The sequence below is a fragment of the Acidipropionibacterium jensenii genome (assembly GCF_005890135.1).
Classification (GTDB): domain Bacteria; phylum Actinomycetota; class Actinomycetes; order Propionibacteriales; family Propionibacteriaceae; genus Acidipropionibacterium; species Acidipropionibacterium jensenii.
Genome location: NZ_CP040635.1, coordinates 2,845,910 through 2,864,335, shown reverse-complemented (window position 1 = coordinate 2,864,335; position 18,426 = coordinate 2,845,910). Strand labels below are relative to the sequence as shown.

Here is an 18,426-nt window from a genome sequence, read left to right as displayed (position 1 = left end):
CGCCATGACAGTTGCGACGCCGGAGCTCCGGATCGGCCCGGAACGGGACCTCTACCCGCCGATCGAACCCTTCGACACCCGGATGGTCGATGTCGGCGACGGCCAGCTCCTCCACGTCGAGCAGTGCGGCAACCCGCAGGGCCGCCCGGTGGTCTTCCTGCACGGCGGACCGGGGGGAGGCGGCGGCACCGAGCGCCGGCAGTTCTTCAACCCGGACAGCTACCGCATCATCGTTCTGGACCAGCGCGGTTGCGGGCTGTCGACCCCGCACGTGGCGAACGCCCGTACCCCCGAGGAGATGGCCTGCAACACCACCTGGAACCTCGTGGAGGACCTGGAGAAGGTCCGACTCGAGCTGGGCGTCGACCGCTGGCAGGTCTTCGGCGGGTCGTGGGGCTCGTGCCTGGCCCTGGCCTACGCCGAGACCTATCCCCAGCGGGTCACCGAACTCGTCCTGCGCGGGATCTTCACGCTGCGCCAGTCCGAGCTCGACTGGTTCTACAACGGCGGCGCCTCAGCGGTCTACCCGGACCTGTGGGAGGGCTACTGCGAACCCCTGCGGCGCGCCGGCCACGACTTCTCCCGCGACAACATCTCCGGCTACTTCGACCTGCTGTGGGATCCGGACCCGCAGGTCCACGGGCCGGCCGCCACCGCCTGGACGAACTGGGAGTCGGCCACCACCAGGCTGGCCGTCGACGCCGAGCCCGAGGAGGAGGACCCGGAGTTCGACCTGGCCTTCGCCCGGATCGAGAATCACTATTTCATTCATCACGGGTTCATGGCCGAGGGCCAGCTGATCCGTGACGCCGGGAGGCTGGCCGCGATCCCCACCGCCATCGTCCAGGGCCGCTACGACATGTGCTGCCCCGCGACCACCGCGTGGGATCTCAAGAAGGCTCTGCCGAGCGCCGACCTGCGGATCGTGATGGGAGGTCACTCGGCCTTCGAGCCCCTGCTCACCTCCGAGCTGGTCAAGGTCTGCGACGAGTTCGCCGGCATCACCGCGACCCGGTAGTCGAACCCCTCGACCCCCTGGTCGTGGTCGAGTCGGTGCCGGTGGGAGGTGGCCGCCGCCGCCGAGAACAGCGCCTCGACGGCGTCGACGAGCTCCCGGGCCTCTTCGCCGGTCAGCAGCAGAGGGCCGTCCATCCGCAACCCCGGCTGTCCGGAGGCCTCCGCGGCGGCCGCGCGCTCCATGGAGAAGATGCTGGTGATCTCGGGGCTGTCGACCCGGTCCAGGGCCGCCAGCACGACGTCGCCGCCGGGCAGCGCCCGAATCTGGCTCGGGGCGATGCTCATGCCGTGCCAGTCGTCGATCACCCACCAGGTCTCCCTGCTGTCGCGGTCGCCGGGGGGCTCGGTGGTGTGGGCGACGCCGATCCTGGCGAGCTGGCGAAGGTGGTAGGAGACCGAGTTGGCCGGCTCCCCGATGGCCGCGGCGATGTCTGAGACCCGCATCGCATCGGCGACCATCAGGGTCCGCACGATCTTCTGGCGGACCGGTTGAGTCAGCACCTTGAGCATCGCCAGCGCGCGCTCGGCGCTGGGGTGATCGGGCCGGGCATCGCGACGATCGTCCTCGCTCATGGCTCCACCGTATCGACTGCCGCGGTGTCGACTGCCTCGGTGTCGAATGCCTCGGTGCTGACTGTGACCGTGTCTGCCGCCGCGGTGTCGAGCGGCCATCTGTCGGGGGTCGGCAACTCGCGCAGAGCTCGGTGGCTGGCCATCAGCACGGCCGCGACGGGGAACAGCACGACGGTCGCGGCCATCGTCGGTCCGGGCCCCAGGTGCTGAAGGCCGAACCCGACCGTCGCCGGCACCAGGGCCGGCAGGGTCTGCAGCACCAGTGCGAGGGCGGCCATCGACCGGCCCTGCAGGTCGTCGGGGATGACGGCCTGGACATATCCGCCCATGGCGCCGTTGACGGCCGGGGCGATCAGCCCCAGCAGACCGAAGGAGACCAGCACCAGGGGGATCCGCTGGTCCAGCGAGACCGGCACGAAGATCACCGTGCAGGCCACGAAGGCCGAGACGACCAGCCGTCCGGTCGGAATCGTCCGGATGAACCGCTGGGCGAAGGGTGTCCCGATCAGCATTCCGGCAGCCATCACCGAGTCGATGAGCCCGATCCGCCAGGTCGGGACGCCCCGGCCCTGCAGGGTCAGGGTGATCCCGATGTACAGCGCGCCGATCCCGGTGTTGAGGCAGACCAGAGCCGGGACGATCCGCCTCAGCAGGGGATCGCGAATCACGAAGGAGAACCCGGCGAGGGCCTCGCCGCGCCAGCCGGTGGCCTGGGCCGGCCCCTGCTCGGCGGGGCGACGTCCTGGCCTCAGATCGGTCCGGATGAGTCGGGTGCACATCACCTGGAGGGCCGAGCCGATCGCGGCGGCCAGGAAGGGCAGCGCGGTGGAGACGGCCATCAGCAGTCCGGACAGGGGAGGGGCGGCGAGTCGGATCGCCCCGTCCCGGCCCTGGTTCGCGGCGACGGCGCGCGGTAGGTCCTCGGACCCCACCACCGACTTCAGTGCCGCGTCGGGGGCTCCGCTGAACAGTCCGCTCACCGCCCCCGAGGCGATGCCGACGAGGTACAGCACCGGAACGGTGAGCACCCCGGCCCACCAGGCCGCCGCCGCTGCGGCGAACACCAGGAGTCGGATCAGGCCCGAGACGATGAGGGATCTGCGCCGGTCCCAGCGGTCCACCAGGACGCCGCCGGGCACCATCGCCACCATCGACACGACGGTCGAGACCGTGGAGATGGCGCCGGCCTGGGCGAAGGAGCCCGTCACGGCGTAGCCGATGAGGGCCATCGCGAAGGTCTGAATCGCACTGCCGAACATCCAGCTGGTGTCGGCGGCAAGCCATGCGAGGTAGTCGCGATCTGCCCTCAGCGGGGTCCTCGTGACGGCCTTGATGTCGGTGTCCATGACTCAAGACTAGATACGCAATAGTCATTGCGCAAGCAATCTTGCGCAATGTTGGAGGGGTGTCCCGCGAGTCGGACCCGGGGGAGGGGATCCTTCCGGACTGCGTGCGCCCTGAGCCCTTGGTGGAGTTGGGTCGGACGTCAGTCACTGGTATTCGGGACGGATTGCGCACATCTCGTCATGCCGGGCCGCGGTAGTCTGCTGGGTCATGTTGGAGGAACCGCTGCGGACTATCAGGGTCCGTTTCGATGCCAGGGCCCACAGCTACGACTCGTCGGCGATGCACCGGGCACTGGCCCACGAGGTGGCCTCCTTCGTGGATCCAGGACATGGAAGTGCGGTGCTGGACGTTGCGACCGGTACCGGCCTGGTGCTGCGGGCACTGGCTCGGCGCTGTCCGGACCGAGAGCTTCAACTGACCGGTATCGACATCTCACCGGGGATGCTGGAGGTGGCGCGCAGACGTCTTCCCCGTGCCACCCTCACCGTGGGGGACGCTGCTGCCCTGCCGTTCGCCACCGACTCCTTCGATCTGGTGACCTGCGTGGCTGCGCTGCATCTCATTCCCGACGTCGCGACGATGGCTGAGGAATCCGCCAGGGTGCTCAGGTCTGGTGGCCGTGCAGTGACGGCAACCTTCGTCGACTCCGACCCCGGTCGGCATGGTGGTCCGAATCCGGATCGGGCCCGTTTCGACAGCCTCGACAAAGTCGCCGTGGCTCTCGGACCTTCCGGTCTCCGACTCGTCCGGCACAGGACCTTCCGGTACGGGATGGACGCTGTGCTCGTTGCCGAGTGGACTTGTTCTGGGTGAATCGCTGAGAGTGTGACCTCAGCCGTCGAGGGGCCGTTCAGGCGCGCTCGAAGCAGGGGTAGAGGGGCAGCTCCTCGGGCCACCCCCAGGTTCCAGCGGCGGTGTCGGCGGCCTGCTCGCAGGCCCGGGCCAGGGTCGGGGTCACCGCCGCGGCGTGCTCAGCGGCCGACCGCCATAACGTGATGAGCCGGGACCGGCCCCCGGAGAACCGGCCGACGTCCTCGCGCCGGGTCAACGGCTCCAGGGTGAGCTCGGTCATCTGGAGGGCGGTGCTCATCGCCGCCAGTCCCGTCATCGGGTCGAGGTCCGGGTCGTCCAGCAGGTCGGTCAGGCCGCCGTGGGCGGTCCCGAACCCCGACATCACGGCCGCCTGGAACTCCCCGGGGGTCCCGGCCAGCAGCCCGCTGGCGGGCCACGGCGTCAACAGGCTCACCAGATCCACCGCGATGTGGTGGTAGGAGGCCGCCTCGTAGTCGATCGCCTTGACCCACCCGTCACCGGTGACCAGCAGATTGTCGGGGGCGGGGTCGGCCTGGCTGCACACCCTGGACCCCTCGACGCCGTCCAGCCCTGCCAGCAGCGCGACCTCCTCGTCCAACCTCTGGCAGGCCGGCCCCGGCAGCCGCAGCATCGCGGACAACCGGGCGGCGCCGCGCTCGGGCAGCCGGGGGGAGGCCGGACCGCCCGCGGTGAGGGTGCCCGGATCGGCCTGCCGGACCAGATCGGAGAACCGGGACACCGCCTCACGGGAGGCCGTGAGCTGGTGGGCGCTGCTGCGTCCCCACACCCAGGCCGCCTCCAGAGCGGCGTCCCCGTCGTCGCCGGCCAGCAGATCGGCCAGGGTCGGCACCGACCCCAGGTCCTCCATCACCACCACACCGTGGTCCAGGTCGGCGGCCAGCAGGCGCGGGGCACCGGGAACAGCGGCCAGACCGGCCCACTCCCGGACCGCCCCGTACCCTCCCGAGTTGTGGGACATCGCACGCGACCGGAAGCACTTGGCCACCACGGTCCGGGCGCCCCCGGTGGCGGTGGTGGGCCCGTCGACCCAGCAGCGGGCGACCGTTGTGCGGATTCCCTCGCGCAGCACCTGTTTGACCGACAGCTCAGTGCCCAGCGCGAACGCGGCGTCATCGACCCAGCCAAGACCCATGACGACATTCCACCACGGCTAGAGTTGGTGGGGTACATTCGCGCTCCACCAGGAGAGAACCCTGAGTACCACAGCCCACCAGCCACGCCTTCGACAGTCCGACGGGTCGGCATCGACCCTTCCCGACAGTCGCGGCACCCGGACCTTCACCGTGCCCGCATCGGTGCCGATGGTCTCCCTGGTCGGACCGGGGGACGAGTATCTGCGCCGGCTCGAGGGGGCCCTGGCGGCCGAGATCATGGTGCGCGGCAACGAGGTGAGCCTGTCGGGCACCGCCGCCCAGATCGCCGACGCGACCGAGGTGCTCACCGAACTGGTCACCATCATCCGCACCGGTCACGGACTGTCGGCCGACGACGTCGACCGGGTGGTGACGATGACCCGGGAGGGCCAGGAGCCGGCCCAGATCATGACCGCCGACATCCTGTCGAACCGGGGCAGGACGATCCGTCCCAAGACCCTCAACCAGAAGCGCTACGTCGACGCCATTGACAGCCACACCGTCGTCTTCGGGATCGGACCGGCCGGCACCGGCAAGACCTACCTGGCGATGGCCAAGGCCGTCCAGGCCCTGCAGAACAAGCAGGTGAGCCGGATCATCCTCACCCGCCCGGCGGTGGAGGCCGGCGAGCGGATCGGCTTCCTGCCCGGCACCCTCTCGGAGAAGATCGACCCCTACCTGAGGCCCCTCTACGACGCCCTGCACGACATGGTCGACGCCGCCTCGGTGCCCCGGCTGATGGCCGCCGGGACCGTGGAGGTGGCCCCCTTGGCGTACATGCGCGGGCGGACCCTCAATGACGCCTTCATCATTCTCGACGAGGCCCAGAACACCTCTCCCGAGCAGATGAAGATGTTCCTCACCCGGCTCGGCTTCGACTCCAAGGTGGTCGTCACCGGCGACATCACCCAGGTCGATCTGCCCGGCGGGGTGACCAGCGGCCTGCGGCTGGTCCAGGACATCCTCGACGGCATCGACGACATCGCCTTCTGCAACCTCACCAGCCGGGACGTCGTCCGGCACCGGCTGGTCGGCAGGATCGTGGCGGCCTACGACCAGTACGACGCCGTCCTCGACCGAGACGCCCAGCAGCGCCGGGCGGCCGGCGGACGGTCCGGACGCCAGCTGAGGAGACGATGATGATCGATATCAACAACGAGTCGGGGCAGGACGCCGACGAGCGGGGCCTGGTCGCCCTGGCGGGGTTCGCGATGGCCCGGCTGCGCATCCACCCGGAGGCCGAGCTGTCGATCCTGCTGGTCGACGAGGCGACCATGGAGGGCTACCACGAGAAGTTCATGGGCCTGCCCGGGCCCACCGATGTGCTGAGCTTCCCGATGGACGAGCTGCGCTCCCCCTCCGACGGGGAGGCCGAGCCGAACGGGATCCTCGGCGACATCGTGCTGTGCCCCACGGTCACCGCCCGGCAGGCCGGCGAGAACGGCCGCACTCCCGACGGCGAGGCCGAGTACCTGCTCATCCACGGACTGCTCCACCTGCTCGGCCACGATCACGCCGAGCCGGAGGAGAAGAAGGTGATGTTCGGCCTCAACGACGAGATCATCAACGCCTGGGAGATGGCCCGCAACGGGAATCAGGCCCGATGACCCAGTCCCAGTGGGTCGAGATCGTCGTCGCCCTGGTGCTGGCCCTGGTGGCCTCCCTGGTGGCCGCCTGCGAGGCCGCTCTGCAGCACTTGTCGCGCAGTCGCGCCGAGGAGCTGGTCGAGGACGGCCGGCGCAGTTCGGTGCGGGTGCACGCGATGGCCCTGGAGCCGGCCCGGTTCGTCAACTCCGCGATGGTGGTGCGGATCGGCAGCGAGGTCGCCACCATCGTGCTGGTCTGCCAGGCGCTGTTCCCGCACCTGGGGTCGGACTGGGAGCGGATCCTCGTGGTCTCGGCCACCATGCTGGTGGTCAGCTACATCCTGTGGGGGGTCGCTCCGCGCACCCTCGGCAAGCAGCACGACGTCGCGGTGTGCCGGCTGTCCGGGCGGATCTGGATGGTCACCGCCACCCTGCTGAGGCCGCTGGTGGCGGTCTTCATCGCGGTCGGCAACGCGGTGACCCCGGGTCGCGGGTTCGCCGAGGGGCCGTTCACCACCGAGGCCGAGCTGCGCGACATGGTCGACTACGCCGAGGCCTCCGACCTCATCGAGCCCGACGAGCGGGAGATGATCCACTCGGTCTTCGAGCTCGGCGACACCTACCTGCGCGAGGTGATGGTGCCGCGCACCGATGTCGTGTTCATCCGGCAGGACAAGACCCTGCGTCAGGCGATGTCCCTGGCGCTGCGCTCCGGTTTCTCCCGGATGCCGGTGGTCGGCAAGAGCCTGGACGACATCCTGGGAATCATCTACCTCAAGGACCTGGCCCGCCGGGTCCAGGACAATCCCGACGGCCAGCGTCAGGAGAAGGTCTCCCAGGTGATGCGGGAGGCCGTCTACGTCCCCGACTCCAAGCCGATCGACGACGTGCTGCGCGAGATGCAGCGCGACCGCAATCACATCGTCATCGTGGTCGACGAGTTCGGCGGCACCGCCGGGCTGGCCACCATCGAGGACATCGTCGAGGAGATCGTCGGCGAGATCGTCGACGAGTACGACCCCGAGCCCACCGAGACCGAGGAGATCGATCCCGGTGTTTACCGGGTCTCCTCCCGGATGCCGGTCGATGACCTGGCCGAGCTGTTCGACATCAAGGCCGCCGAGGAGGACGTCGACACCGTCGGCGGGCTGATGGCCAAGGAGTTGTCGGTGGTTCCGGTACCCGGCGCCTCGGTGGTCTGGGAGGGCATCGAGATCACCGCCGAGAAGGCCACCGGACGACGCCACCAGGTGGACACCTACCTGGTCCGCCAGGTACCCGCCGAACCCGCAGACGAGAAGGACGACGATGACTGACACCGAGACCCCGCAGAGCACCGGCAGCGACGACGCGGCACGCCCCGACGACGCCGAGCCGACTGTCGAGGAGGTGGAGGACGCCGAGCGCGTCGAGGACGCCGAGGAGAGTGACGCCCAGCCCTCGCTGGCCGAGCTGATGGACGGCGAGGACGAGGTCTCCGACGTCGACTACGTCGCCACCCGGGTGGCCGAGGCGACCCGTCCCGGATTCCACTCCGGCTTCGCCTGCTTCGTCGGCCGGCCCAATGCCGGCAAGTCGACCCTCACCAACGCCCTGGTGGGGGCCCAGATCGCGATCGCCACCGACAAGCCGCAGACCACCCGGCACGTCATCCGCGGTGTGGTCACCACCGATGACTCGCAGCTGGTCGTCATCGACACACCCGGCCTCCACAAGCCCCGGACCCTGTTGGGCCAGCGGCTCAACGACCTGGTGCGCGACACCTGGTCCCAGGTCGACGTGATCGGCGTCTGCCTGCCCTGCGACCAGCGGATCGGACCCGGGGACAGCTATCTGGTGGGCCAGATCGCCCAGTTGACCCATCGCCCCCTGCTGGTGGCCCTGGCCACCAAGTCCGACCTGGTCGGCGACTCTCGGCTGGCCGCCCACCTGGCGTCGATCGCCGCCCTGGAGACGGAGCTGGGGGTGCGCTTCGAGCACATCGTGCCCTGCTCGGCGGTCCTGGGAAGCCAGGTCGAGGAGGTCCGTCAGACCATCATCTCGCTGCTGCCCGAGGGGCCCGCCTACTATCCCGACGGGGAGATCACCGACGAGCCGACCGAGACCCTGGTCGCCGAACTCATCCGCGCCGCCGCCCTGGAGGGGGTGCGCGAGGAGCTGCCGCACTCGATCGCGGTGGAGATCGTCGAGATGGGCCAGCGCCCGGACCGGCCCGAGGACCGTCCGCTGCTCGACGTGGTGGCCTCCCTGATCGTGGAGCGGGATTCCCAGAAGGGGATCATGATCGGCCACAAGGGGGCCCACATCAAGGACGTCGGGACCCGGGCTAGGCTCCAGATCTCGGTCCTGCTGGGCACCCCGGTGCACCTGGATCTGCAGGTCAAGGTGCTCAAGGACTGGCAGTCCGACCCCAAGTACCTCAACCGCCTGGGGTTCTGAGGGTTCTGAGACCTGCCGCGGTCCCCGGGCGGTACACAGCCCGGGGGACGTCACGGGCCTGGGGACGTCACCACCCGGGGGCGTCACAGCCTGGGCGGCGTCACAAGGTGGTGTGGCTCACTTGACCGCCGACCACGGTGAGGGCTGAGGAGATCGACGCGAGTTCCTCGCCGTGGGACCCGAAGGGATCGTCCTCCAGGGCGACCAGATCGGCCCGGCCCCCCGGTGCCACGGCCTCGACCCCGTGGGTGGAGGCTCTCAGCGCCTCCGAGACGGTGATCTCCTGGCCGGGGTACCAGCCGGGCCGCTGGTCGCCGGTGCGCTCGACGGCCACCCGGATCGCCAGCCACGGGTCCACCGGGGAGACCGGGGCGTCCGACCCCATGATGAGCCGGGCGCCGGCGTCCAGCATGTCGCGGAACCGGAAGCTGCCGACGTTGAGATCCCCCCACACCTGGTCCATGACGTCCCGGTCGTCGATGAGATGGGCCGGCTGGATGCTGACCGTCACCCCCAGGGCCGCGAACCGCGGCAGATCGGCGTCCTCGACCAGTTGGGCGTGCTCCAGCCGTCCGCCCACCCCGCAGTGCTGGTAGGCGTCCAGCACGGTGCTCACCGCCAGGTCGCCGATCGCGTGGACGGCCGGTTGAATCCCCGCCCGAGTGGCCCGAACGATGAGCGACTCCAGCTCCGCCAGCGGAACCGCGTCCACCCCGGACCCCTCGGGCCCGGAGGCCCCCGGGTAGGGCTGGCGGCACCAGGCCGAACGGGTCGAGACCGAGCCGTCGGAGATGATCTTGAGCGGGCCCATCGCCACCAGAGACTCCGGCCCCGACCCGGGCTCCTCGGCGGCGCACTGCCCGGTGGCCAGTCCGCGGCCGATCGCCTCGTCGAGCCGGTCCGGGTAGACCGCCACCTGGACCCTCATCGGGCAGCGGCCGGCCTGCTCGCGGGCCAGCCAGACATCCACATCGCTGGAGAACTCCATGTCGCCGATTCCCACCACCCCGCGGGCGGCGACCCGGCGGCAGCACTCGTCGAGCCACATGTCCAGGGACCGGGTCGGCACCTGGGCGAGCTTGATCTGGGCGGCGAAGGAGTCGGCCTCGGTGAGGAATCCGGGACGGTCGGGGATCCCGAGTCGCTGGAGGGCCGCGGTGTTGCACCAGGTGGAGTGCAGGTCGGCCGAGACGATCGCCACCGGCCAGCGGCCCGAGACGGCGTCCAGGTCGGCGGCGCTGGGATTGGCGGGCCAGCGGGAGGCGCGCAGCCCGAACCCCTGGATGATCTCCCCGTCGGCGGGACCGGTGAGGGTCGCCAGGTGGTCGGCGATGGTTCTCAGGATCTCGGCGGGGGAGGCCGTCTGGGAGACCTCCACCCGGCGCGATGCCAGCGCCCACTGCTCGGTGTGGACGTGCTCGTCCCACAGGCCGGGGATCACCAGACGGCCGTCGAGATCGATCACCGGGGCCTGGACGGTCGAGGGCCGGGGCAGGGAGGGGCGGATCGAGTCGATCCGGCCCCCACTCAGCAGAATGTCGCACGGATCGCCGGGGCGTCCGGTGCGCAGATCGAGCAGGCGGGCGCGGTGAAGGAGCATCGTCACGGCCCCGATCCTGTCACGTCCGAACCCACCGTGGAGCACGGCTCACACTGCGGGTGCTACCATGCCGCTTGTGGCACGCGTTCTCCTGCTTATGTGCCGCAGCGGGGTCCGCTGACGGGTAGCCCCTCCGCTGCGGGTACTTCGGCTGCCCATTGAAGCTCAGCCACCCCCCAGGAGATCGCAATGACCCGCCCACAGTCCTCACCCTGCCAGTTGACCTCACCGATGCCGGTCGACCGCTACAAGCCCTTCATCCCGCAGTCGCTGCCCGATCGCACCTGGCCCGACAAGACCCTCGACAAGGCACCCCGATGGCTGTCGACCGATCTGCGCGACGGCAACCAGGCCCTGATCGACCCGATGACCGTCTCGCGCAAGGTGCGGATGTTCAACCTGCTCATCGAGATGGGCTACAAGGAGATCGAGATCGGCTTCCCCTCGGCCTCCCAGACCGAGTACGACTTCGTGCGCAAGCTGATCGAGGAGGACGTCGTTCCCGACGACGTCACGATCTCGGTGCTGACCCAGGCCCGCGAGGACCTCATCCGCCGCACCGCGCAGAGCCTGGTCGGCGCCCACCGCGCCACCATCCACATGTACAACGCGACCGCCGAGCTGTTCCGCCGGGTGGTCTTCCACGTCAACGAGCAGCAGTGCATCGACCTGGCCCACCAGGGCACCGAATGGGTCGTCAAGTACGCCGAGGAGTACCTGGACGACGTCGAGTTCGGTTACGAGTACTCCCCGGAGATCTTCACCCAGACCCCGACCGACTTCGCCCTGGAGGTGTGCGAGTCGGTGATGGACGTCTGGCAGCCCGCCGAGGGCCGCGAGATCATCCTCAACCTGCCCGCCACCGTGGAGATGAGCACCCCGAACACCTTCGGCGACCAGATCGAGTACTTCTGCCGCAACATCCGCGACCGCCAGCACGTGTGCGTCTCGGTGCACCCCCACAACGACCGGGGTACCGGCGTCGCGGCCGCCGAGTTCGCCCAGATGGCCGGCGCCGACCGGGTCGAGGGATGCCTCTTCGGCCACGGCGAGAGAACCGGCAATGTCGACCTGGTCACCCTGGGGATGAACCTGTTCAGCCAGGGCGTCGACCCGAAGATCGACTTCTCCGACATGCCCCAGATCCGCCGCACCGTCGAGTACTGCACCGGGCTGCCGGTGCCGGCCCGCCAGCCCTACTCCGGCGACCTGGTCTTCACCGCCTTCTCCGGCTCCCACCAGGACGCCATCAAGAAGGGCCTGGAGGACCTGCAGCGGATCGCCGACGAGCAGGGCGTCGATGAGCGCAAGGTGACCTGGCAGGCCCCCTACCTGGCCGTCGACCCGCACGACATCGGCCGCACCTACGAGGCCGTCATCCGCGTCAACAGCCAGTCCGGCAAGGGCGGGATGGCCTACCTGATGAAGACCGAGCACCAGGTGGACCTGCCCCGGCGTCTGCAGATCGAGTTCTCCAAGTCGGTGCAGTTCCTCACCGACCAGGAGGCCCGCGAGATCAGCCACGACGAGATCTGGGACCTGTTCTCCCGGGAGTACCTTCACACCGACGGGATCCAGCTGGTCTCCCGCGAGTCCGCCACCCGCGGGGGCAGTCACGAGATCACCGCGACGATCGGGGTCGACGGCGCCCAGCGCACCATCTCCGGTGAAGGCAACGGCGCGGTCTCGGCCTTCGTCGACGCCCTGGACTCGCTCGGCGTGGTCGTCCACGTGCTGGACTACTCCGAGCACGCGATGACCGCAGGCGGCACCGCGAAGGCCGCCGCCTATGTGGAGTGCGAGGTCGGCGACGGGGAGTCCAGCCAGATCCTGTGGGGTGTCGGCATCGACTCCGACATCACCGAGGCCTCTCTCAAGGCGGTCATCGGGGCCGTCAACCGGTCCGGCGCGAGGGTGCAGGTCGACGAACGGGTCGGTTCCCGACAGGGCTGACAGCGGTTCCCGACAGGGCTGACAGCAGTGTTCCCGGACCGTCCTCGGGCAGATCTGTGCCATTATCGGGATGAGTCTGTCGCGGGTGGTCAGCCGCCTCGACGAGATCTGGACCACTGAAATCGGCGAGAGGATCACCTGACAGATGTGCCGGATGTTCGGATTCCTCACCGATCGCCCCAGGTCGGTCGCCGAGGCGGCGGGCCATGACCTGCAGACGTTTCACGACCTGGGGCGGATCCACCACGACGGCTGGGGGATCGCCTCCTGGGACGGTCAGCGGGCCCGGGTCCACCACGACCCCGAGCCCGTGATGGAGTCGGCGTCGTTCTGGCCGATGGTCGACGCACTGACCACCGACCAGTCGATCTTCCATCTGCGGCTGGCCACCGAGGGGCTGGCGGTCCGGGAGGAGAACTGCCACCCCTTCATCGACGGCAATGTCTGCTTCGCCCACAACGGGCAGTTCTCCAAGACCCCCGAGATCCTCGCCGAGGTCGTCGACAGCTGCGACTACAGGCCGCGCGGGACGACCGACTCGGAGCTCTACTTCGCGCTGATCCTGCGCAATCACTCCCGCGGGCTGGCCTGGCCCGAGGCGATCCTGGACGCCGCCCGCACCATCCTCGCGCTGGTGCCGGCCGGCCAGGTGTGGGCCCTGGACTGCATGCTGGGCACCGAGGAGGCGCTCTACGCCTTCAGCCTGGCCTTCCCCGAGCTGGTTCCCGACCGGCCCGAGGGGTACTACGACCTGCACTTCCTGGCCAGCACCGACGCCGAGGGCCGCTCCCTGCGGATCTCCTCCCAGGGTCCGGAGTCGCCGCGCTGGACCCTGCTCACCCAGCGCACCGTGCTGCGGATCGAGCGCGGCAGCCTCGCCCTGTCGACCACCCCGTGGCGCCGTTCGGCGCACAAGGCCCGCAGCCACCAGGAGTTCGCCGCCCAGCGCTCCTACCCGTGATCGGCGGCCGAACCCTCCGGTCGGCTCCTCAGCGGGCCCCGGCGTCGGTGGTGGGGGTCTCGTTGGGCACCGCACCGCCGAACCGCCGGTCGCGGCGGGCGTACTCCATCACGGCGTCCCACAGGTTGCGCCGGTCCACATCGGGCCACAGCACGTCGGAGAAGACCATCTCGGCGTAGGCCGACTGCCACAGCAGGAAGTTGGAGGTCCGCTGCTCCCCCGAGGAGCGCCAGAACAGGTCCACATCGGGGATCTCCGGCTCGTCCAGGTGGGTGCGGAAGGTCTTCTCGGTGATGTGGTCGGGGTCCAGCCGGCCCTCGGCGGCCAGCCGGGCGATGTCGCGGACGGCGTCGACGATCTCGGCCCGTCCCCCGTAGTTGACGCAGAACTGCAGGGTGAGGACGGTGTTGTCCTCGCTCTGGGCCTCGGCCTCCTCGAGCTCGCGGATCACCGAGCGCCAGAGCCTGGGACGGCGTCCCGCCCATCGGACGCGCACCCCGAGGGCGTCGAGCTGGTCGCGACGTCGGTGGATGACATCGCGGTTGAACCCCATCAGCCAGTGCACCTCGTCGGGGGACCGGCGCCAGTTCTCGGTGGAGAAGGCGTAGGCCGACAGGTAGGGGATGCCCATCTCGATGGCCCCCTCGATGACATCGAAAAGGGCGTCCTCGCCGCGGGCGTGACCCTCGGTGCGTCGCAGGCCGCGCTCCTTGGCCCAGCGTCCGTTGCCGTCCATCACGATCGCGACGTGACGGGGCAGCAGCTCTGCGGGCAGCTGCGGCGGGCGGGCGCCCGAGGGGTGGGGGAGTGGGCCGCGCTTGGCGGGACGCGGACGGGTGCTGGAGGCCATGGCCGACACGCTACTAGCCCTGGATGGGGACGTCCTCGGGATCGGGGGTGAGCCGCCCGCCCGCCGAACGGCGTCTCAGGGCCAGCGCGAGGGCGGGGAACACCAGCACCGACAGCATTCCGGCCCCCACCAGGGCCGACGCGATCCCCGACCCCAGCTCGTGGCGCTCGACCCCGATGCCGGTCACCGCCACGATGATCGGCAGCCCGGTGGCGCCGAGCAGCATCAGGGAGGCGCGGTCGGTCCTCGTCGACCCCTTCGGGGCCGCCAGCAGGCAGGGGATGCCGCGGATCACCAGAAGCAGCACCAGGGCCCCCGCCATCAGCAAGAGTAGTCGCGGCGAGGAGAGGAGCGCGGCCAGGTCGAAGGTGACGCCGGTCATGATGAAGAACACCGGGACCAGGAACCCGAAGCCCACCGCCTCCAGCTTCGCCTCGACCATCTCGCGGTCGGGCGGACGGGCGCTGGCCAGCAGCACCCTCGACAGCACCCCGGCGGCGAAGGCGCCGAGCAGCATGTCCAGTCCCAGCAGCTGGCTGAGCACCGACAGCGCCGCCAGCACGAGGATGACGGTGCGCACGCCGAACTGGCCGCTGGTGCGCAGGGTGGCCGCCACCAGGCGGTTGAAGGCCGGGTAGGGGCCGCGGGAGGCCAGCCAGATCGCCACCCCGGTGATGACCGCGAAGGTGGCCAGGACCAGCGCCCCGGACAACGGGCTGCGACCTCCCAGGAAGATCGAGATGGCCAGCAGCGGGCCGAACTCACCGGCCGCCCCGGTCGCGGTGGCGGCCCTCCCGAACTCCGAGTGCAGGTCCCCCTCGTCGCGCAGCACCGGCATCAGGGTGCCCAGCGCCGTGGAGGTCAGTGCGACACCGATGAAGACGGCGGTGATGAGGGAGGGGGCCAGCAGGATCCCGATGCCCACCCCGAGGGCCAGGGAGATCAGCCAGCCGCCGATCGCCCGGCGCATCGGGCGGCCCCGGATCCCCTGGAAGTCGATCTCGTTGCCGGCGAGGAAGAACAGCATCGCGACGCCGAAGCTGGACAGCACCCCGGTGACGGCGTCGGGGTGCACCCATCCCAGGATGCTGGGGCCCAGCAGCACCCCGAGCAGGATCTCGAAGACGATCAGCGGGACGCGCAGCACGGGTTTCAGCGCGGCCCCCAGCAGCGGCGCGACCATGGCGGCCAGGGGCACCAGCAGCACGCCGGCGAGCGACGGGGTCATGGGTTCAGCCTAGGACCCGTCGTCTCCTCAGCGGATCGACAGCAGGGCCGCCTGGCCGCTGCCCGACGGGTTGTCGGGGGTGACGACCATCACCCCGCGGGGCTTCTGGCGGCTGATCTCCGCAGCCGTGGTGGCCAGAGACGCCCTCGCCGAGCGGTTGACGGCCACGGTGAGGCCGGCGCCGTCGCCGATGGCGCGTCGCCACGGGTTGTAGCGCGACCACTGTGATCCGAAGGTGTCCTCACCGGAGTCGACGCCGTAGCCGGCGACCGTGTAGGAGAAGGATCCCGAGGAGGAGCGGAGCCCCAGGGCGGAGGCGGTCACCGGCAGTTCGATCGTGCTGGAGTCGGTGGGGGCCAGCGCCAGGTATCCCGACGCCGAGATGAAGCCGGTTCGGATGTCCTGGATGAACACCTCGGTGACGCCGTCCGGCTCGCCGCGGCGGATCACCCCGGAGTCAGTGGCGAAGACGATGCGGTCGGGGACCCCGTCCCCGTTGGCGTCGACGGCGACGTCGTACTCGTTGGCCGAGGCGCTCGACCAGCGGTCCCAGGTGTTGATGGCGAAGACCAGCAGCTTCTGGCCGCCGACCGTGCGCGTCTGGACCCCGGCAGCCCGCAGGTCGTAGCCGGAGCCCCCGGTGATGGTGGGGTCGCGACGCCGGTCGGACAGCCCCCAGGTGAACACCGCCGAGCGGGCGGCCATCGCGCCGCGGGAGTTGGTCACGGTGAGGTTCGTCGTGCCGGGCCGGACGCCCCGCGCGATCGCCGCGGTGTGGGCGGTCCGGACCCCGGGACGGGTGGTGCGCAGCACCGCCGACGCGTTGGTCTGGGCGCGCGGAACCATCAGATAGGGCACCCGCAGGATCTGGGTGCTGCGCCCGGCGCTGAGCACCACGTCCCCCGAGATCTGGTGGAAGCCGGTGCGGTTGTCCAGGGAGCTGCCGACCCGGGAGGCCGGGGCCCTCAGCGTCACCATGATCCTCGCGCTGGAGTGCGCCCTCAGGGTCACCCGCCGGGTGCTGAGGGAGACGGTGGCCGGACGCGACCCGGCCGAGGCCCGGGCGGCCACCGTGTAGGTGATCGGGCGGGAGCCCTTGTTGACCAGGACCAGGGGGCGGGTCCGCTGGATGGTCGAGCGGGACTCGACCAGACCGAAGCTCAGGGTGCCGGTGGTCAGCGTCCCGGAGGCCACCCGGTAGTGGTCGCCCTCGGCGAAGGAGGAGGTGGCCAGTGCCCGGGCGGGGTCGACCAGCCCGCCGCCCAGAACGGGGTCGTAGCCCACCACCCGCGAGGAGGAGGCGGTGCTGGACAGCGCCGCGCCGATCTGGCTGGCGCTCCAGCCGCGATGGGCCTGGACAGCCAGGGCCGCCACCCCGGCGACCTGGGGAGAGGCCGAGGAGGTGCCCGACATCGCCACCGCAGCACGTCCGGTGCCGAGGGCCGCCGAGGAGATGGCGATGCCCGGGGCGGCGACGCCGGTGGGCAGGCTGGAGTCGCCGCTGGCCGGTCCCGAGGAGCTGAACGGCGCATAGCTGCGGTACCCGGGCAGGGAGGCCTGGTTGTTGACGGCCGCCACCGAGATGACGCCGCGGCCGGCGGCCGGTGCTCCGGTGAGGTAGGGGTTCTGCCCCTGGTTTCCGGCGGCCGAGACGACGACCGCGCCGGCGGCCACCGCATTGCTGGCGGCGACGGCGTCGGGATCCCCGGGGCGGCCGTGGACGCTGCCGAGGGAGATGTTGATGACATTCATGCGGTGGGCGACCGCCCAGTCGATGGCTTCGGTGGTGAGGTCGCTGGTGCCGGAGCAGCCGAAGACCTTCAGCGGGTAGAGGTCGACCTGGGGGGCGATCCCGGGGCTCACCAGGAACGACCTGGCGGACGTGTTGTAGGGGCCGGTGTAGGTGCGTCCCGCCGTGGTGACCCCCGAGCCGGCCAGGGTGCCGGCGACGTGGGTGCCGTGGCCGTTGCAGTCCAGCGGGTTGGAGTCGGGGCGCGGGACCAGCGCCGAGCCGGTGCCCGAGGAGTCGTAGGAGTCACCGGCGAAGTCGCGACCGCCCTTCACCCGCGGGGCCCGGGGGCCGACCAGGGAGGCACTCGGGGTGGCGGCGGAGCGCGCCCGTGCGGCGTCATAGGCGGCCGGGGTTCCCGGGCCGGCGAAGTCGGCGTGGGTGTAGTCCAGGCCGGTGTCGATCACCGCGACCCGAATCCGCCTGCCGGTGAGTCCGGTGCGCTGCCACAGCTGGGGGATCCCCAGGGAGGAGCCCGAGGCGGCCGCGGACCTGGAGGAGGTGGAGGAGTCGGCGGCGGTGCGGGAGGGCACCGGATGGACGGCCTCCACGCCGGGCAGGTCGGCGAGCCGGTCGATGTCCTTGCTGGCGATCTGGACGTGGAGGCCGTTGTAGGCCGAACGCATCTGGGAGACGACGTGGCCGCCGTGGGAGCGGACGAAGCCGGCGACGGGGCTCTGCTCGGTCGACAGGGCGGACTGGATCTGGTTCACCTTCGTGCTCGACAGATCACCGCCGGCCTTCGCCTGAGCCACGGCGACAGGGTCGCCGCTCAGCTGGACGATGACGCTCACCCTGGCGTTCGGGTCGCTCATCCGGGCCGTGGCGTCGGTGTCGATCCGGCCCTTCGAGGGGGCCCGGTGGAAGCCGGAGGAGGTCGTGCCCGAGGAATCGGTGCCGGGGGCTGCGACGGCCGACGGAAGGGCCACCGCCGAGGCCGTCGCCGCGACCAGCGTCGCCAGACACAGGCGCGTGGTGCGGGTGCCTGGACGCGGCATCATCCTGAAGAACATGCATCTGCCTCTCAGTGGTTTCTGGGATGACCTTAAGCCCTCTCATGGGAATGGCTGGCCTCGGTCCTCGGATCGATCCCCTGACCAGTGGTGACGGTCCTGC

The 18,426-nt window shown here is 70.4% G+C and carries 15 protein-coding genes; 8 read left to right on the top strand and 7 right to left on the bottom strand.

Going from position 1 to position 18,426, the window contains the following annotated elements:
* The first annotated feature begins 4 nt into the window (after positions 1-4).
* Positions 5-1,018, top strand: a complete 1,014-nt coding sequence (pip, locus tag FEZ32_RS12785) for a prolyl aminopeptidase (protein WP_138680744.1) — start codon at positions 5-7, stop codon at positions 1,016-1,018.
* Here pip and FEZ32_RS12780 read toward each other — a convergent pair.
* Entirely contained in the window at positions 937-1,590 is a 654-nt protein-coding gene (locus FEZ32_RS12780) for an ArsR/SmtB family transcription factor (protein WP_161971526.1), read from the bottom strand. The genes pip and FEZ32_RS12780 overlap by 82 nt on opposite strands.
* A complete protein-coding gene (locus FEZ32_RS12775) occupies positions 1,587-2,936 on the bottom strand; it encodes an MFS transporter (protein WP_138680742.1) in 1,350 nt (449 codons plus the stop codon). Before FEZ32_RS12775 ends, FEZ32_RS12780 begins: the two co-directional genes overlap by 4 nt.
* Before the next feature lie 208 nt (positions 2,937-3,144).
* Here FEZ32_RS12775 and FEZ32_RS12770 point away from each other — a divergent pair, with 208 nt between their 5' ends.
* Positions 3,145-3,750: a class I SAM-dependent methyltransferase gene (locus FEZ32_RS12770; protein ID WP_138680741.1), complete on the top strand. Its 606-nt coding sequence runs from the start codon at positions 3,145-3,147 to the stop codon at positions 3,748-3,750.
* A gap of 37 nt (positions 3,751-3,787) precedes the next feature.
* Here FEZ32_RS12770 and FEZ32_RS12765 read toward each other — a convergent pair whose 3' ends face one another.
* Complete coding sequence (locus FEZ32_RS12765) at positions 3,788-4,903, bottom strand: aminoglycoside phosphotransferase family protein (RefSeq protein ID WP_138680740.1); 1,116 nt, start codon at positions 4,901-4,903, stop codon at positions 3,788-3,790.
* Between the two features lie 169 nt (positions 4,904-5,072).
* On the opposite strand from FEZ32_RS12765, the gene FEZ32_RS12760 reads away from it, so the two are divergent.
* The 4 genes from FEZ32_RS12760 (at position 5,073) to era (ending at position 8,929) form a co-directional block, all read left to right on the top strand.
* The gene (locus tag FEZ32_RS12760) at positions 5,073-6,044 is read left to right on the top strand and encodes a PhoH family protein (RefSeq protein ID WP_028703393.1); all 972 of its coding nucleotides are present in this window, start codon (positions 5,073-5,075) and stop codon (positions 6,042-6,044) included.
* Positions 6,044-6,511, top strand: coding sequence for an rRNA maturation RNase YbeY (gene ybeY, locus FEZ32_RS12755; RefSeq protein ID WP_028703392.1), 468 nt, complete (start codon positions 6,044-6,046; stop codon positions 6,509-6,511). The genes FEZ32_RS12760 and ybeY overlap by 1 nt, the downstream gene beginning before the upstream one ends.
* Positions 6,508-7,806, top strand: coding sequence for a hemolysin family protein (locus FEZ32_RS12750; protein ID WP_138680739.1), 1,299 nt, complete (start codon positions 6,508-6,510; stop codon positions 7,804-7,806). The genes ybeY and FEZ32_RS12750 overlap by 4 nt, the downstream gene beginning before the upstream one ends.
* Positions 7,807-7,945: 139 nt before the next feature.
* The gene (gene era / locus FEZ32_RS12745; protein ID WP_138680952.1) at positions 7,946-8,929 is read left to right on the top strand and encodes a GTPase Era; all 984 of its coding nucleotides are present in this window, start codon (positions 7,946-7,948) and stop codon (positions 8,927-8,929) included.
* A 100-nt stretch (positions 8,930-9,029) separates the two neighbouring features.
* Here era and FEZ32_RS12740 read toward each other — a convergent pair whose 3' ends face one another.
* On the bottom strand, positions 9,030-10,529 hold the full coding sequence (locus tag FEZ32_RS12740) for an amidohydrolase (protein WP_097799877.1): 1,500 nt from the start codon (positions 10,527-10,529) through the stop codon (positions 9,030-9,032).
* Between the two features lie 189 nt (positions 10,530-10,718).
* On the opposite strand from FEZ32_RS12740, the gene leuA reads away from it, so the two are divergent.
* A complete protein-coding gene (gene leuA / locus FEZ32_RS12735; RefSeq protein WP_138680738.1) occupies positions 10,719-12,482 on the top strand; it encodes a 2-isopropylmalate synthase in 1,764 nt (587 codons plus the stop codon).
* 145 nt (positions 12,483-12,627) lie between these two features.
* Complete coding sequence (locus FEZ32_RS12730) at positions 12,628-13,443, top strand: class II glutamine amidotransferase (protein ID WP_097799001.1); 816 nt, start codon at positions 12,628-12,630, stop codon at positions 13,441-13,443.
* 28 nt (positions 13,444-13,471) lie between these two features.
* On the opposite strand, the gene FEZ32_RS12725 is transcribed toward FEZ32_RS12730, so the two are convergent.
* The 3 genes from FEZ32_RS12725 to FEZ32_RS12715 all read right to left on the bottom strand — a co-directional run bounded on the left by FEZ32_RS12725 (position 13,472) and on the right by FEZ32_RS12715 (position 18,323).
* Positions 13,472-14,179: an isoprenyl transferase gene (locus FEZ32_RS12725; protein WP_236082225.1), complete on the bottom strand. Its 708-nt coding sequence runs from the start codon at positions 14,177-14,179 to the stop codon at positions 13,472-13,474.
* A gap of 127 nt (positions 14,180-14,306) precedes the next feature.
* The gene (locus FEZ32_RS12720) at positions 14,307-15,521 is read right to left on the bottom strand and encodes a cation:proton antiporter (protein WP_138680737.1); all 1,215 of its coding nucleotides are present in this window, start codon (positions 15,519-15,521) and stop codon (positions 14,307-14,309) included.
* Between the two features lie 27 nt (positions 15,522-15,548).
* Positions 15,549-18,323 (bottom strand): S8 family peptidase, encoded by a 2,775-nt coding sequence (locus tag FEZ32_RS12715; RefSeq protein WP_138680736.1) that lies wholly within the window; start codon positions 18,321-18,323, stop codon positions 15,549-15,551.
* Positions 18,324-18,426: the final 103 nt, after the last annotated feature.